This window comes from Arsenicibacter sp. R0_47 (assembly GCF_057652235.1).
This window is the reverse complement of the sequence record NZ_JBYFCJ010000022.1, coordinates 22263-39560: the sequence shown is the minus strand read 5'-3', so window position 1 is coordinate 39560 and position 17298 is coordinate 22263. Positions and strand designations below refer to the sequence as shown.

The 17298-nt window shown below is 47.7% G+C and carries 8 protein-coding genes; 2 read left to right on the top strand and 6 right to left on the bottom strand.

The genetic code is table 11. The features are described from left to right. Positions 1-310: 310 nt before the first annotated feature. The 6 genes from AC23NW_RS26260 to AC23NW_RS26235 all read right to left on the bottom strand — a co-directional run bounded on the left by AC23NW_RS26260 (position 311) and on the right by AC23NW_RS26235 (position 5609). Positions 311-559 (bottom strand): hypothetical protein, encoded by a 249-nt coding sequence (locus tag AC23NW_RS26260; RefSeq protein ID WP_487453209.1) that lies wholly within the window; start codon positions 557-559, stop codon positions 311-313. 284 nt (positions 560-843) lie between these two features. Further along, on the bottom strand, positions 844-1233 hold the full coding sequence (locus AC23NW_RS26255) for a hypothetical protein (RefSeq protein ID WP_487453208.1): 390 nt from the start codon (positions 1231-1233) through the stop codon (positions 844-846). Positions 1234-1404: 171 nt separating this feature from the next. After that, positions 1405-2340, bottom strand: a complete 936-nt coding sequence (locus AC23NW_RS26250) for a hypothetical protein (RefSeq protein ID WP_487453207.1) — start codon at positions 2338-2340, stop codon at positions 1405-1407. A gap of 323 nt (positions 2341-2663) precedes the next feature. Next, the gene (locus AC23NW_RS26245) at positions 2664-3671 is read right to left on the bottom strand and encodes an ArdC family protein (protein WP_487453206.1); all 1008 of its coding nucleotides are present in this window, start codon (positions 3669-3671) and stop codon (positions 2664-2666) included. A gap of 245 nt (positions 3672-3916) precedes the next feature. After that, positions 3917-4843 carry a hypothetical protein gene (locus AC23NW_RS26240; RefSeq protein ID WP_487453204.1) on the bottom strand — a complete coding sequence of 309 codons (927 nt, stop codon included), beginning with the start codon at positions 4841-4843 and terminating at the stop codon, positions 3917-3919. Continuing rightward, positions 4836-5609 (bottom strand): ParA family protein, encoded by a 774-nt coding sequence (locus tag AC23NW_RS26235; RefSeq protein WP_487453203.1) that lies wholly within the window; start codon positions 5607-5609, stop codon positions 4836-4838. Before AC23NW_RS26235 ends, AC23NW_RS26240 begins: the two co-directional genes overlap by 8 nt. A gap of 770 nt (positions 5610-6379) precedes the next feature. On the opposite strand from AC23NW_RS26235, the gene AC23NW_RS26230 reads away from it, so the two are divergent. Together AC23NW_RS26230 and AC23NW_RS26225 are read left to right on the top strand one after the other, a co-directional pair. Beyond that, positions 6380-8344, top strand: a complete 1965-nt coding sequence (locus AC23NW_RS26230) for a T9SS type A sorting domain-containing protein (protein WP_487453311.1) — start codon at positions 6380-6382, stop codon at positions 8342-8344. Positions 8345-8557: 213 nt separating this feature from the next. After that, positions 8558-16777: an Ig-like domain-containing protein gene (locus AC23NW_RS26225; RefSeq protein ID WP_487453201.1), complete on the top strand. Its 8220-nt coding sequence runs from the start codon at positions 8558-8560 to the stop codon at positions 16775-16777. Positions 16778-17298 lie beyond the last annotated feature (521 nt).

Genomic DNA, 17298 nt, shown 5'->3' with positions numbered 1-17298 from the left:
TTCTCGTTATAAATCACTCGAGTCTATACTTTCTCCGTTACACAATTTGTATTCTCTACACTTTCCACCCCCATAAAAATCAACAAACATCTCATAACTTAATCCATGAGTATCACCTTCAACATGGCACGAAATAGAAGCGTTATGTTTATCCAGTAATACCTTAAGTTCTGTTTTAAAAATCTCCAAATTTTGCATTTTTATTAGATAGTTTATTTACTTGTTTGCCTTGCTGCAATCGAATAAGCGTATACCGTTAGCTGGCATTTTCATCAATGCCTGTTTATGTTGAATTGCCTTCATGGGTATATTACAGTTTAATTCCCTTCATTCGGCTTAACCAAGCTACATACTCTTTGTGTTGTTTTCGACTTTGTTCCGTTACAGGCAGGTGTTCAATTAGCTCACACACCTTCAGGGGCAATTGTTCTGCTACGTCAACTACTTCTTCTGCTTTTGCCTTATCAACATGTTTGATCAGAAGGTTATACAGGCGTGTCTTTAGTTCAAAAAATCGCCTGTTGTGTGCGTATTTGTGGGGGGCCTTATATATTTTCATGAGACTGTTAGAGTATGCTGACGGCCCACAATCCCCCACCGTTTAAGGGTCTGTAATCTTATATGAAATGGCTTACTGATCTGGATTTTTCCTTTACTAAACTGACTTATACAGCACCCATCCCAATACTGGCGGGCAGTCAAACTGGACTGGTCGGTAAAGCGCAGGTGGAGCAATGAAATTTGGCACAGGTCATTTTGCAAATAAACCTGTAAAGCCTTTGCGGGCGTCGGAGTTGATTTCATCGGAATAAAGGTCCACTGGATTTCATGTGACCGTATCATTTAGCTGTCCAACACGTCTTCATCTTTCATGGCTGCCGTTGCAAATACGTCCAACTTTAAGTTGTGCCACTCACTGTTTACCTGAGCAAGTTTACGCTCATAGAAAGCTTTGGCCGTCTCCACCTGCCATTGAATCGCTCCATTACCGTTGTAGGCTTTAAAGTTTTGAGCAACATCATCGGCCAATACACGGGTAAATTGCTGAGGCTGGTCCACATTGATCGCCACCTTAGCAAGATAGTCATTACCAATTTTGACTGTATAGAACCCATCATGGGCGGACACAACAAACGGGCAGGCTTCCGGAACAGAGAAGTCTTTATTGAGTTGCCCCTCAACAATCTGACGGGTTTTGGCCAATGATTTTTGAAGATTTTCGTAGGTATTCATGTTTTCTGTTTGATTATCTCTTATAAAAATAAGACTTATAGTGTTCATAACAAGGCATTTAGGAGCTAACTTGTATCTACTCTGCCCCCCCTCCCCTCTTGTTATTTTTTGTTTTAGTGGCGTGTCGAAGGTAAGGCCGGGATTCCCGTAATGGGTTATCCTGCCCTTATGCTATAGAAAATAAGTCATGCCAAATCCTGAGGGATTATGAATGCTGGACCGTGGAGAATAATGAAGGTGTACAGCAACATGTCCACTAATTTGTATACTTCCAAGGAGTGCCAGAGCCAAAAATGGTTTAGTTTTGATACGGCTTTGTCCATTCCGATACTCTACCAGTTTTTCCAACACACAATACGTTTGTAAACCAGCCGATAGACGAGACCTTACGGGTATGCCCCCCCCCACATGCAGCGTCAGCGTGTTCTTCCCCCAAAATGGAGAGCGAACGAATCCAATTCCTACTAGTCCATAGGCTTGACACGAGCGAAAAAGAAGCTGACCCAATAGCCCCCCCGATTGAATAAAGCTAACCCCGACACCAACTGGACGTAAGGTTGGAGATTGACATGATACAGGTGTTAGCACGGATTTTAAGGAGTTAGTTTTTCCAGGCATAAAAGCTATCATTTCGTTTACAGCATGAACCTTCCCGAGAGGTTGGGAACATGTATCGGGATTTGAGGAGAAAGACTGATCTAAACCTTGCCTTTTCAGGGGTTCGTTAATCTGTTTTATTTGCAGGGGTATAGTAGATTCGGGGGTTGTTTTTCGTCCGGGCTTTTTCGTTTTAAGCAAGGTCTGAACTGCTATCCTTTTCGGCTTTATGTTTTTGTTCTGTGCGGTAGCTTCGCCCCCTGCCCATAGCAGGAGCAGAATTGTTGCCCCAATGGCGATCTTTGGTGCAATACGGTACAATAGCGTAAAAAAAGCAGCCCCCATCACTGCACCTAAAACAGATGAGGTGAGATGTCGGAAAAACGACTCATTATCCAGAGGGTGTGTCAGGTAGGTGAGCAGGAAAAAGTAAACACCATACCATTTGGCAATCTGCCATAGTGATGGGCGTGGCGTGCCGGATGTTGGGTACATAAAGGTTTTTTTCATGAGTTAACTGCTTGATTATCTGATATAAAGATAACCAAGCAGGCTCAAAAAAGCAGGTTAACTATTGCATTTTCACTTGTTTAGCCCTCCCCCTCCCTCTTGTTTTTCAGTGGCGTGTTTTTTAGCGTAGCGTGTTCAACGAACCACCCGAAGGATGTTTACTTCACGATATGACGTATTGCTTTATACGTCAGCGTATTGGGTAAAGCGTATATAATACCCGGTGTATTTTTCGATACTGTGGTTTATTCAGGGTTCTCCTTTTTGTTTAATTGTAGCGTGGTTCATCTGTCTGTTGCCCCTTGAAGGGGCAACAGACAAACTTAAACTAGTTCAGGCCCTTCCGTTTCAATCATGGATTGAATGTTGCCGCTTGGTCCGTTCAAAATCCATTCTGTTGCTTTATGAGCAGCTGAACTAGCTTTAAAAATTAGCCGTTTATCTCCTTTCAAAGCTTTAATGAAATAGTCGAGATAACTGGCTGAATCCGTTACCAGTGCAGACTTAAAAATACCTGCATTAGCAGCCAGAAATGAAGCTGTTATTTCGGCAATAAGTTCTTCGCGGTTGTATTCGTCATCGAACATTGCTTTACCCCAAACCCGATTCAAGCGATTAGGATGACCTGTGCTGTGAGCGAGCTCATGGAAAAGCGTTTTATAATATATTTCGGGAGATGGAAATGCTTCAATTCGGGGCATATTTACCCGATCTTTAGTAAGTGAGTAATACACACTTTCCGGATCGAGATTGACAATCTTTGGCCCATTTTGATAGCCTGATATAATCTCCTCACAAGCCTTGTAGATCAGTACAGAGTCATCTATATATGGTTTTAGTTCAGGTAAGTTAAATTCGATTCCTTCCGTCTGTTCGATATTAAAAACAGTATCATGTTTGAGATAAGGTATTTTCTTTCCTATCTTCTCACCTTCATCTATCTCAACCAGCTTGTAGAAAACAATCATCTGTCCGCGTTCGCCTTTGCGGATTGTCCCTCCTAACTGCTGGGCTTGCTTGAAAGTAAGATAATACGGTCGTTGGTAAGTTAAATCGGCTAACAACCAAATATTAATTCCCCGGTAGTTTTTTCCGCTCACGTAGTTTCGTGGTGTTTCGGGACCGGAATTATCAGCCAACACCCGCCAAGGCTTTCTCCAGGGGGCAACCCCTTTTTCCAATAGGGCCACCAGTTTATTCGTTACCTCCTGATGCAGGTCACGCTGTAAGTAAGGTTTAGCGTTTATAACCGTTTGTACTCGCTTCGTTTTTTGGGGACTGTAAGCGGATTGCGTGTCAGTATGAGATGAGCGGTTCGAGCTGGCTTTCATTATATTGTCTGCTTGATTATCTTAATATAAATGTACGGCCAAACCCTTAAAAAAAGAAGATAATACACTAAAAATCAGAACCTTACTAATCCTCACCCTTTTATTATTCTTATGTGGCGTGAATCATATCGTGCTAATTTTGGTCATTATGATTCACGAACAAGGTATTCTAAATTTTTGTGAACATTTGTGCACAAAAAAAGCCCCATATGGGGCCTTCTTCGATATATTCATAAGGGCATCATTTAAATAATACCCAATTCACGGGCTTCTCGGTAGGAGAGTGTATCCGTAAAATTCTCATCAATAGGTACCGACAGTTTCCTGAACTGTTGCCATCCTTCATCGAGTCCATACCCAATCAAAAAAGCTCCGGTGATAGTCACCTGTACATCCGCTGGTCCACTGGCCAGTAGCGCAATCTTAAGTGTCCCTACAAAGTCACCATTGTCTTCTTTCCATGCTGATTCCTCATTCGGATTAAACACTTGCTTAGACGGGGTTCTCATGACCTGACGGGTGATGTCAGCTTGCTCCTCTCCAAACTCGTCGTCTGTTTCGGCAGTTACTTTAGGCCTTGAGGCTGGTTTTGACTTTTTCTGTATTGATTTACCAGACAATCGTTCGTTTGTCTCTTTAATTTTTTTGGCAGTAATCGCACTACCTGTTTCCTTGGCTTCCTCTACAACTGTATTCCAGACCTCTTGGCGTCGTTCAGCTTCTACATTGGCTAAAGCGCGCGTATGGGCATTGTTAACAGGTAATTCGGTAGTATTAGCTTCACTAGTTTCCGCTCCGATACGTAACTCGTCAACTATTGTCACACCCTCCATCAGGTGATAGGCATTTCTTCTGCCTAGCCCAAATGTTTCATCGCAATAGGCCTCAAACGTCTTGTGGGTAGCCCGGTAAAGTTTACCCTGCCGAATTTCCCAGAGAGCTTTCCCAACAGACAAAAACGACTGTAGATTTTCTCTGATGATTGTTTCGCAGGCTTTCAGTCTTTCTTTTTCACTACTTGTCAGCTCACCGGCAGCTTCGTTTTCTTTTGGCAACCAGCGTTCCTGCAAAAAATTATCTTGTCCGTTGATTTGATTGTCCTTTGCGATTTCCTTTTCACTAGAGGGAATAATCTTCAACATTTTCTCAAAATCTTTCCTTTTTTTAGCCATGTTTCAGGGACGTTTGAAGTTCAGTTGCCAGAGCCAGAAAGTCCTCTGCACCAGTACTGGTCGGATCATATTCAAAAATGCTCTCTCCATCCGCTGTGCATTCCATGAGACTAAGGCATTGCCGGATACGTGTTTGGAATACTACGAGGCCCGACTCCTGTAGTTTTTGATAGATGGCCTGACCGAAGCGAGTGTTCGTTCTAAACTTATTCAGTAGGATACCCGCAAGTTTAACCTTAGAACCAAACGTTTTCCTGGCACTCACGACAGTCCCCTGAATGGCATCCAACCCAAGGAATGCAAAGTTTTCCCCCTGCATTGGAACAATGTAATAATCAGCAGCAATTAGGGCCAGGTACGTCATGATGCCCTTGTTAGGTGGACAATCGATTAGAATATAATCATAAGCAGGCCGAATCGGTTGAAGTAGTTCATCAAGATTTCGTTCACAGCCCCGGGTAGCATCCAACTGTCGTTCATCATTAATGATCGCGAGCCCCCCCGGAATTAAATCAATTCCAGATGTGCCCCTAATGACAACCTGCTCAAAACTGACTGGACGGGAATTAGATTGAAGGAGCCATGCAGCAACGTGTAACTCAGGTGGGCAGTCTTGCCCGCTTCCTGTTGTCAGATTCCCCTGCTGGTCAAGGTCAATCAATAAAATACGTTTGCCTTGTTGGGCTAACGCACTGCCCAGTCCCAGAGTGGTTGTTGTTTTACCAGTACCTCCCTTGTTGGAGGTCATTGCGATAACAATTGCCATTGTTGAAAAAATCAAACCGCAGTACATTAACAGTAGCGGTGGTTTAAAAGTAGTGTTTTTTTTTTGAGAGCTGGTGTGTCAGGCATCCGTTTTTGTGAACAGTTGTTCACAAAAACGTTCACAAAAACGGGTTCACAGATTGGTTTCTTCGATGAACATGGGCTCATTTATTTTACCGGCATACCCTTGCTGGGAGTCATTGTAATGACTTTTGCTATGGGTGAAAACTCAAACTATAGTACAGTAGCGGTGATTTAAAACTAGTGTTTTTTAGAGAATTGGCGTATTAAGCATCCGTTTTTGTGAACAGTTGTTCACAAAAACGTTCACAATCCGGTTCACTGATACACCTTATTTTATCAGCTTTTCGGACGTCCAATTCAAATCAAATATATATATAATAAATATGAAAATCAACTATTTTGTATTAATTAAAGCTTTATCCACTTCTTCACATTGCTTAATCAAGACTTAAACAAGCATACAATTTATATTTCATAACCAATTTCAATATAATTAGTAACCTTTTCTTTTATTATGTATATTTAAAATATATACAATTCATTATTTTACGCCCACACATATATATATTTCGGATTTATCTAAAAATACACAAAATCATTATACTCTGATTTTTAACACTTTATAAAATTATTCCATATTAAACTCTGACACTAGAAATACTGATTAATATATTTTTAATATCTAATAGTTGATTTTCATTTATTAAATATAAATTTGCAATACTTGAAACTTAAACAAGTTTGCTAATGAAAACTATCAATCAGGCTCTACTGCATATTGTACTCTTCAGCCTCGGACTGATTCGTATAACATTTGCTCAAATTAGTTTTCCTACCAACCGCATTGTTTTCCAGCGCGGAAATGATAACACAGCAAATGTTCTCATTGAAGGCCGTTCGGGAGCTACAGCTTGGGTACAGGCACGCGCTATAGTACTTAACGGCGGCCAGTCCACCGAATGGCAAACTATCGCGTCAAATACAGCCGGTACCTTTTCAGGGAGCCTCCGGCTCAGCGGGGGATGGTATCGACTTGAAGTCCGAACGGCTTCAGGCCAGCAATGGTCTGTCGATAGGGTAGGGGTAGGCGAAGTGTTCGTTACAGCTGGTCAGTCTAATAGTTATGGCAACAACTGGCAACAAGGAGCCGCCACGGATGACAGGGTGTCCGTAGCCCACTACTGGGGCGGCGGTGGGGGTAATATCGACGAACCATCTCTCCCTACATCGTTTGTACAGGCAGGTCTTAATCCAAATGCGGTCGGTGGAACTCAGTCGATGGCTCCGGCAGCACCTCTTTTCTTTTGGGGCGCCTTTGGTGACCGTATCGTTCAGAAGACAGGTGTTCCGGTAATGATTCTTGGTGCAGGAATGGGTGGCACATCATCTGCCGACTGGCGCCATTCGGCCGAGAGCGCACCTGACATTAATACCTTTTGGGGGATTGTGAAAGATAATGGTCCATACCGGAGTCTGGGACTGGCCATTCAACACTATCTGAAGCGGACAGGTGTTCGGGCAATCCTGTGGCATCAGGGCGAATCGGACTGTAACGTTACCAGCCGGGAAACCTACATTGATAACCTTCGTGTGGTGATCGAAAAGAGTCGCGCACAGCTTGGCGGGAATGTAAGTTGGGTTATCGCTCAAGCCAGTTATTTTCCCGTCTATTTTTCAGGGAACACTAACGAAACAGATGCAAACATCATCTCGGCCCAAACGGCACTTGGGCAAATGCCAGGCAACTGGATAGGGCCTTATACAGACCCTTATCGCAGACCTGATTTCCGACGTAACGACGGATTGCATTTCGACGGGGCCGATTGTCAATTTATGGGTGGCTTGTGGGCTGAACGACTCGACGAAAGTTTCTTTGTCTCGGTGCAGCCTGTTCAACCTTCGCGCTCAGCCCTATTGACAACGGGCTACGTACTGCCATTTCAGTTGTCAGCGGGTCAAACGGTAAATGTTCCATTTATGAGTACACTACCGATCGATGGCAACAACACCTATAAGGTCGATCTGATTTCAGAAAATGGCCAGGAACTAACGACGATAGGAACAGGAAACTCAAACCCATTGACGGTCACCCTGCCCTCGCGGGCAAACGGCCGCTACCGACTTCGGGTTTCCTCAACGTCTCCGGCCTATACAGGTGAAGCGAGTGAAGTGGTCACGATAGGAGGGGGGAGTGGTACGCCTTCAACTCCGACGTCAACGCCAACAAGCCTGACTCTTTTGCAACCTGACTACAACTGTTCAACCAAGCAGTTTGTCTTCAAGTCAAATGCCACAGCTGGTACAGTTCAATACTGGGCGTCCGGTATTACCGGGCAGACAACGAATGCCGGGCCTTATACAGTGAATCCCGCGCCTGATGCACAGCCATTCACGCTGAATGCTCAACTGCTTACAGGCGGTACACCTGTCACCTATACCTGGAACTGGAAAGCTATGTGTGGGCAGGCTCGTTTAGCAATTGAGACGATTACACTTCGAGCTTATCCTAATCCCACGACTAACGAAGTTACGGTTGAAGGGACAAACGAAGTGGCTCTGTCTCTGATTGGTGTCGATGGCCGGGTGCGGTTGCAAACTCAAACGGTTCAACTTCCCTTTACGCTCAATCTGTCTTCTCTACCAGCCGGCCTCTATCTGATACGCGCAACGACCAAAGAAGGAACCCAGACGCTTCGGGTGGTCCGTCAGTAAAAAACAGCCCCGTCACCAGTTAATGGTGGCGGGGCATATTCTTAAAATCAATTCCATAACCGATGAGACGCCCCCGAAACAACAGCCCCTGAGACCTCGACAGTTTGATGTTTGATGTCTACCCTTTACCTCTTATCGTTTCTGCCAAGTCCTGAAAAGAGGTGCAAAACACACAACACGATTTAATACAGGAATCAATTCATAAACAAGTGTATGAAACATTTTCTAATTTCTTTTCTGTTTATGCTGATCAGTTGCGGGGCATGGGCACAACCAGACCCGCCAACGTTGACCTATACAAGTTCGAGTTTTAATGGAGTAGTATGCCCCAATAATTTTGTTACGTTAAATGCTGCGGGTTGTAATGGGACAGTCAACTGGTCCATTATCTCCGGCAATGGTACGCTGGTTCAAAATACAGGGGCTTCTATTCAGGTAATTACGGGATTAAACGGTAATACAACAGAGACCTATGGCGCTACCTGTTCTGATGGTAACGGCACGTCGGCACAGGCAACTGTCAGTTACTCAATACCGAATGTGCTTCCCCCACCGACAGTTAGTGCCAGTAAAAGTAAAGTTTGCCCCGGGGAGACGGTTACCATTACTGCTTCCGGGTGTAATGTCGCATCAGGGGTACCCACCATTGTCTGGGCTGACGGCAATGCCTGTCCCTGGCAAACTAATTGCACACGAACCGTAACGGTCAATACGACGACTTACTTTTCGCCCAACTGCTCGGATGGGACAGTTCAGGAATGCGCGTCTGCTCCTGCCCCTTTAGTCATTGAAGTACTTGACAATACACCTGACTGGCAGAATACCACCAGTTACAGATGTGGTCCGACCGGATTAGAGCAACAGCAAACAGATGCAAATCCATGTTCAAATCTGGGAAACAGATGGGTAACTATCGATGCAAACGGGTGTAACCCACCCACTCTTTCAGCGTCAGCTAACGACATTTGCGCGGGTCAATCAGTAATGATTACTGCTGCGGGCTGTAATGGGACCTATTCCTGGTTACCGGGAGGTTCCGGTTCTTCATTTACAGATAGCCCGGGCAGTACAACCACGTATCAGGTAACCTGTACCAACAGCTATGGTGTCGTATCGGGCAATGCGACCGTAACGGTCAATGTCAAGGGGCTACCGGAAGCTCCCGCAACGTCGATTAGCCCTGCCAATGCCATTTGCGCGGGTCAGCCGGCGGTGATCACAGCATCAGGCTGCAATGGCACCTACAGCTGGTCGACAGGAGCAACAGGTCCGGGTATTACGGTTAATCCGGTTATATCTACCGTGTATACAGTGAATTGTACCGAAAACGGCTGTACCGGTCCAAACGGGTCTGCGGGTCTTACTGTTTTCCCCATACCTGCCAAACCAGTGCTGTCAGCATCGGCCAATAGTGTATGTCCGAATGCAAGTGTAGTCCTGACTGCGGCAGGTTGTAACGGAACCGTTACCTGGTCAACGGGTGCGAATGGTTCATCAATTACAGTTAACCCGAATACAACAACGAATTATACGGCATCCTGTACAGAAAATAATTGTTCATCGCCTATAAGTGATGTTATTGCCGTTACTGTTACTGCGGGTACACCTTCAGCCCCAACGATCTCGACTGACCATACCAACGTTTGCGCCGGTACGTCCGTGAATTTGACAGCCACCGGTTGTTCGGATGTGGTCACCTGGTCAGACGGTGGTACGGGTGCAACACGGACATTTACGGCTAACACAGCCGGGACAATCACCGCGACCTGTTCAAACGCCTGCGGCACATCCGCTTCATCAACGGGTATTTCCTTTACGATCATTCCTGCTCCGGTTGTTCCAACGATCTCGGCTGACCATACCAGCGTTTGCGCCGGTACGTCCGTGAATTTGACGGCCACCGGTTGTTCGGATGTGGTCACCTGGTCAGACGGTGGTACGGGTATAGCACGGACAATTACGCCTGTATCAAGCCTTGTCCTCACAGCGACCTGTACTGGTAGCTGTGAAACATCAGGTCCGTCAAACGGACTTTCCATTACGGTTAATACAATTCCGGACGCGCCAAATGCAAGTGTCACATCACAGCCAACCTGTTCGAATCCGCAGGGCACTGTCGTAATTAATTCACCTGTCCCGGGGGGTGTTTATTCCGTGAACGGGAATGCACAGGCCGGAACGAGCTTCCCGTTATCGGCGGGTACTTATTTGATAACGGTTTCTATTAATGGTTGTGAATCCCCTGCAACAACGGTGACTGTCAACGCCCCGGCTGGCGGTCCTGCTGATCCGGTCATTACGGTTTCGCAACAGCCGGACTGTAATGCCCCTGAAGGAATCATTGGTATCCAGTCTCCGGTAGGTGCAGACATTCAGTATAGCCTGGATGGCGGTGCATTCCAGAGTGCAACAACGTTTACGCAATTATTGCCAGGCACAACACATACTGTTGTTGCACGGTATGCCTCCACGGGTTGTACCAGCAATGGAGTAACCGTTAGCATCAATGCGTTACCGGCAAGTCCTGCGGCTCCGGTTGTTGCAGTCACTAACGCCACGTGCAGTACTCCTACAGGGACAATTACGGTTACCTCTCCGATTGGCGCTAATTATGAATACAGTGTTGGTAGCGCTTATCAGGCAAGTCCAACATTCAGCGGGCTTGCTACCGGTGCTTATAGCATAACAACCAGGGATATTCATACGGGTTGTGTATCGGCGAATAGTTCTGTGACTATCATGACCGCGCCACCAGTAGCCGCTCCTGATGCTTCCGTTGTCTCACAGCCCGGCTGTTTGATGTTAACCGGCTCAATAACAGTCAATGTAATTTCTGGTTTCGAGTATAGCATTGGTGGCGCCTACCAAACCTCCGGTAGCTTTGCCGGCTTATCATCCGGAACCTACCAGGTAACCGCACGTTCTGTTACGACGGGTTGTGTGTCGCCTGCCACTACGCTGATCATTAACGCGGCTCCGGCTACACCGGCAGCCCCTTCAGCTATCGTGTCGGCTCAACCCACCTGCGCGGTGGCAACAGGCACCATCACGGTCAATAGCGTTGCGGGTGAAACCTACAGTATTGACGGGGTGAACTACTCAGCTTCGACTACGTTTGCCGGTCTGTCGACAGGGTCATACAACGTGACGGCTAAGAATACGGCCGGTTGTGTGTCGGCTCCGGCTTCGCTGGTAGTGGATGCGCCGTCAGGTGCTCCTTCAGCGCCATCGGTTACCGTATCAGCTCAACCGACCTGCGCGGTCGCTACGGGTGCGGCCTCGGTTAATAACTACGGTCCGGGCTTTACCTATAGCCTTGATGGTGGAGCCTTCCAGTCATCGCCTTCGTTTAATGGTATCGCTGCAGGTACTCATGCAATTTCAGTACGTGAAAATGCGACAGGCTGTATTTCGCCGGCCGGATCATTCACCATTAATGGTCAACCGGCAACGCCTGCGGCACCAACGGCTAGTGTTACCCGGCAGCCAACCTGCCTTGTCACAACCGGCACTATCGTTGTAACACTGCCTGCGGGAGGTGAATATTCTATTGATGGTTCTGGTTATCAATCATCAACTACCTTCGCCGGGATTAATCCCGGCACCTACTCTGTTACGACCCGTAATGCAGCTGGTTGTGTGTCGGCTCCTGCCTCAGTCGTCGTTAATGCAATACCTTCTGCTCCCGGGGTTCCTGTCGTCAGTATAAATGCTCAGCCAACCTGTACGATGGCTACGGGATCGGCTTCAGCTAATACGTACGGGACAGGTTTCGAATACAGTCTGGATGGCGGACCTTATCAGGTCTCACCTGCATTTACAGGCATTACGGCTGGTAGCCACGCTATTACTGTACGTGAAACGGTAACTGGTTGCGAGTCAACTGCTGGTAATTTTGTAATTAATGGTCAACCGGCAACGCCTGCGGCTCCTTCGGTTTCAGCGACCCCAACGTCTGTTTTTGCCGGAGATCCATCGGTATTGACGGCTTCAGGTTGTGTTGGAACGTATACCTGGTCAACCGGTCAGAATGGTGCTTCGATTACCGTCAACCCATTCGCACAAACGACCTATACGGTTAACTGTACAGAGAACGGTTGTCAGTCTGCAGACGCTTCAGTTACTGTTGCTATTAAAGTTGCAGGTACCCCTGTTGCGGTAAATGATGCAACAACTACCATTCAGGGTACAAGTACAGTAATCACAGTACTTGCTAATGATCAATCAGATGCAGGTACATCCGCATCTATCGCAAATGTTACATTGCCTGTTGTGACGGTCAATCCGTCACACGGAACAGCCGTTGTAAATGCGGATGGAACGATTCGTTTCACCCCTGCAGCCGGTTTCATTGGAACTGATCAGTTCACCTATCAGATTTGTAACCCCGCTCAGCCAATTGTTTGTGCTCAGGCCGTGGCGACTATTACGGTTAATGCTTCGGCGGTAACAGCGGTTAATGATGCGGCCACGACAGGGCAGGGGACACCCAAAACAATTGCGGTTCTGGCCAATGACAGTCAGGGAACAACGCCACCGGCTATCGTTGCCAATCCGGCGCATGGCTCTGTGGTAGTGAACCCTGATGGCACGGTAACTTACAGTCCTGCCGCTGGCTTTGCCGGGGTGGATAGTTTCACTTACAGCATCGCCAATCCGCTCGATGCCACCAAGTCAGCAACTGCGGTGGTGAGCCTAACGGTTACGGCCAATCCGGTGAATGCCGTTGATGATAGCCAGTCTACTCCACAGGGTACGCCTGTGACGGTGGATGTTCGCGGCAATGACACGCCTGCCGGGGGCTTAACGACGCCAACCATTGTGGGTCAGCCTGCCAGTGGCACGGCTACCATCGTGGGCGGTCAGGTAGTTTATACCCCGGCACCTAACACCGTTGGCCCGGTAAGCCTGACCTATCAGGTTTGCTCGACGGCTGATAACAGCGTTTGCGATCAGGCCGTGGTGACCATCACTATCAATTGCCCTATTGTTAACGCTCCATCGGCTACCGTATCGGCTCAACCCACCTGCGCGGTCGCAACGGGCACCATCTCGGTCAATGGCGTTGCTGGTGAGACCTACAGCATCGACGGGGTGAACTACTCAGCTTCGACTACGTTTGCCGGTCTGTCGGCCGGATCGTACAACCTGACGGCTAAGAATGCGGCCGGTTGTGTGAGCGGGGCTACTCCTCTGGTCGTTAACGCAGCTCCGGCTACACCGGCAGCTCCTTCGGCTACCGTGTCGGCTCAACCGACCTGTGCGGTGGCCACCGGTACGATTTCGATCAACGGTGTGGCCGGGATGACCTACAGCCTCGACGGTAGTACTTACTCAGCCTCGACCACCTATAGCAATTTGGCTGCGGGTAGCTACAACGTGACGGCTAAGAATGCGGCTGGCTGTGTTTCCGGGGCTACCACTCTGGTCGTTAACGCGGCTCCGGCTACACCGGCAGCTCCATCGGCTACCGTATCGGCTCAACCCACCTGCGCGGTCGCAACGGGCACCATCTCGGTCAATGGCGTTGCGGGTGAAACCTACAGCTTCGACGGGGTGAACTACTCAACACAAACCGTTTTTGGAAACCTGTCTATTGGCACATATTCGGTAATTGCTAAGTCTCAGGCAGGTTGCATCTCTGCGGCTACTTCGCTGACTATCCGGAAACCGTCTTGCCCGATTGATGCCGTAGATGATGCGGTGGTTGCCAACTACAACAGCGTAGTTAGCATTCCTGTACTCGCCAATGACAAAGACCGGACAGGTCTGCCAGCTTCGCTGACGACTGTTACTGTTCCGGCGATTGTTTCACAATCAACGAATGGTACGGCAGTGGTCAACGCTGATGGCTCGATCAGCTTTACGCCACGTCCCGGCTTCCAGGGCGCTACTTCGTTCTCGTATCAGATTTGTGATGCGGTCGAGGCGGGCAACTGTGACATTGCTCAGGTAATCGTGGCTGTTGGCGGTAAGGCTCCGGACGCCGTTGATGATAGGGTTAATGCCCCATACAATACCGCCGTAATTACGGTGCCTGTTCTGGCAAACGACAAAGACCGCAACGGTGATCCGGCATGGCTGGCTTCGGTAACGCTACCTGTTATTACCCGTGTATCGACAGGTACTGCTGTTGTTAATCCGGATGGTTCGATCAGTGTAACACCTCCAGCCGGATTTGTAGGACCAATAACTGTAGTCTACGAAATCTGCGACCGTGCTGATTTTTTGAATAAGGCCGGCGCTTCCTACTGCGATCAGGCAACAGTAGTTATCACGGTTAACAGCAAACCTCCCGTTGCAGTCACCGATGTAGTTTCCGCTTCATTCGGCGAATCAGTTACGATTAATCTGCTCAATAACGATAAAGATCGCAATGGTGATCCGGCATCGCTGGTAATGGTAACGAAACCGGTAATTACCGGCACAACGAATGGTTCCGCATCGGTGAATGATGGTGTCCTCTCTTTCACTCCCGCAGCCGGATTCTCCGGAACCGCCCTCGTAACGTATCAGATTTGCGATGTCATTGATCAGGCCTTATGCAACTCGGCTTCCGTTGTCATTACGGTGACGGCTGACCCTTGTGCTCCCGGCCAGGGCAAACCATTACAGATTAAACAGGTCCGGTTGAATTGCTACTCAGATAACATTTGCATCGAAACCTGCGGCGGCGACGGTACTCCGGTAGAATACTTCGGTATCGGCGTTGGTAACTGGGGGTATAACAGTTGTGCCATGATCGGGGATGATTTGGTCCATCGTGATCCCAAAGTACTGGTACTGGTTGCCCGGCAAAGTGGTAATGAGGTCAACTTCACCTATGATCTGGTGGCCGCTTCCGCACAGTGTCCTGTAGAATCACGCCCGTGGAACCGTAATCCTGCCAGCGGTACGCCGCCTCCCGGTATTGTTGTTTCCGTTCCGGGTACACCGACCGCTAACACCGGTCAGCCGCTTGAGCTGGTTACACCGGGCTATGATTGTACTACCGGCGCGATCACGTTCAAACATAAAGGGGGAGATGGGACAGCTATCGAATTCATGGCGGTCGGGGTAACCGGATGGTCAACTGATCCGATACACCTTGTCGAGACGGGAATCCGGATCGATAAACCGGTCATTACCGTACATGCCCGTCAATCGGGGAAGGAGGTGGCTCTTGATTTTAATTTGAAGCAATACTGTGAGGGCTATGTACCGGTGACACCACCGTCGGATGGAACCGTAACCACTCCGGCTCCGGTAACGACCACACCGGCTCCCTCAACAGCGGTAACCGGCACCGGCGTCTTCCGTCTCATTGATCCGGCTTATAACTGTGCTACAGGTGAATTTACCTTCCGTTACGATGGGGCTCTGGCCGCCGATGAACGGGTTGAGTTCATGGCGGTTGGTATTACCGGCTGGACATCGGATCCGAATCAGCTGATAGCCCCTGATTTGCGCAATGATGGCTCAATAGCCCCCTTTATGCTGAAAGCCCGGCGTGCCGGTAATCCGGAAGTGGTGGTAGACTATGTATGGAATTTGCGTTATTTCTGTAATCAGTATACACCGGTGCCCCCGCCTTCAGTCACCACGGTGCCGGGCACAACCACGATCTCAGCGCCTGTGGCCGGCACAGCCGGTTCATTGCAACTGATTGCTCCGGCTTATAACTGTACGACCGGTGAATTTGCGTTCCGCTACACAGGGGGGGATACCCGTCAAGTTGTTGAATTTATGGCAATTGGTATTACCGGCTGGACTATGAATGCAGGATGGTATATCGTGAAACCGGAAGCTGACGCCGATAAGTTTACGCTGTTCGCGCGTCAGAATGGTCAGACCGTAACCTATCTGTGGGACTGGAAAGCTACCTGTCCCGGCAATGCAGGCAATAAAGATGCTTTACCTGCACCTGTTTCAGAATCAGCCAAAACACTGAAATTGCTGCCACCGGCCTACAATTGCTCGACCGGCGAATTTAAATTCCGCTACGAAGGGGGAGATGGTACTGCGGTTAAGTATATGGCAATGGGGATTACCAGCTGGACAACGAATCCTGATCATGTTCTGGATGCAGATATGCGGAACAGCACAGCGCCGCTGAAATTATTCGCTACCCAGTCAGGATTCACCGTTGACTACACCTGGGATCTGCGTTCAGCGTGTGCCGGCCGCCTGGCCGTCAATGCTGAACACGGGCTGGAGGTCACAGTATTTGGTAATCCGACGACGGGTGATGCGGTGGATGTCGAAGTCCGTAATGCTGATTCTCCTCCGGCATTTACACTGGTAAGTTCATCCGGCACGCTCACGAATACAGAAATTCTGTCCACTGGTATTGCCAATCGCTACAGAATTACACTCGGTAAATACGCAGGTATGTATTTGCTTACTGTTACAACTGCTACACAGCATAAAACTGTGAAAATTATCAGGCAGTAACATTCCGGTGTATATAGTAAAGGGTAATCTATTGATTTAGATTACCCTTTACTACTTCATTCAGGCGATATGATTAAGCAAATATTGGCGGCTAACGGAGACGGGTCCGCTTAAGGAAAAGAATTCCGTTCCGGTATTTATAAAGTGTAAAATAGTATACCATCATTCCGGATTATTTTTCAAATTTCTGTCAAAACTTAAATAACCATGAAAATACGACACATATCAGGCCTGTTTCTATACATAATTCTTTGGACTAGTTTATCTGGCATACTGAATAAAATACCCTGGGACTATTATGAGATAGGGAAGATACTCACCGCCGGTTTTATCTATATGCTTTCCGGTATTATTGGTTTTCTGGTAACTTTAATCATATACTTTTCAGCCAAGGAAGTACACTATCAAAATAACCATAAAGTTATTGATACTTGTAGATAAGCAAAGAATTATATACTTTTGTAAAGTTGGATTTAAGTTGAGTATCTCCTTGGTCTAACTATTTAAAATGGTGTGGATAA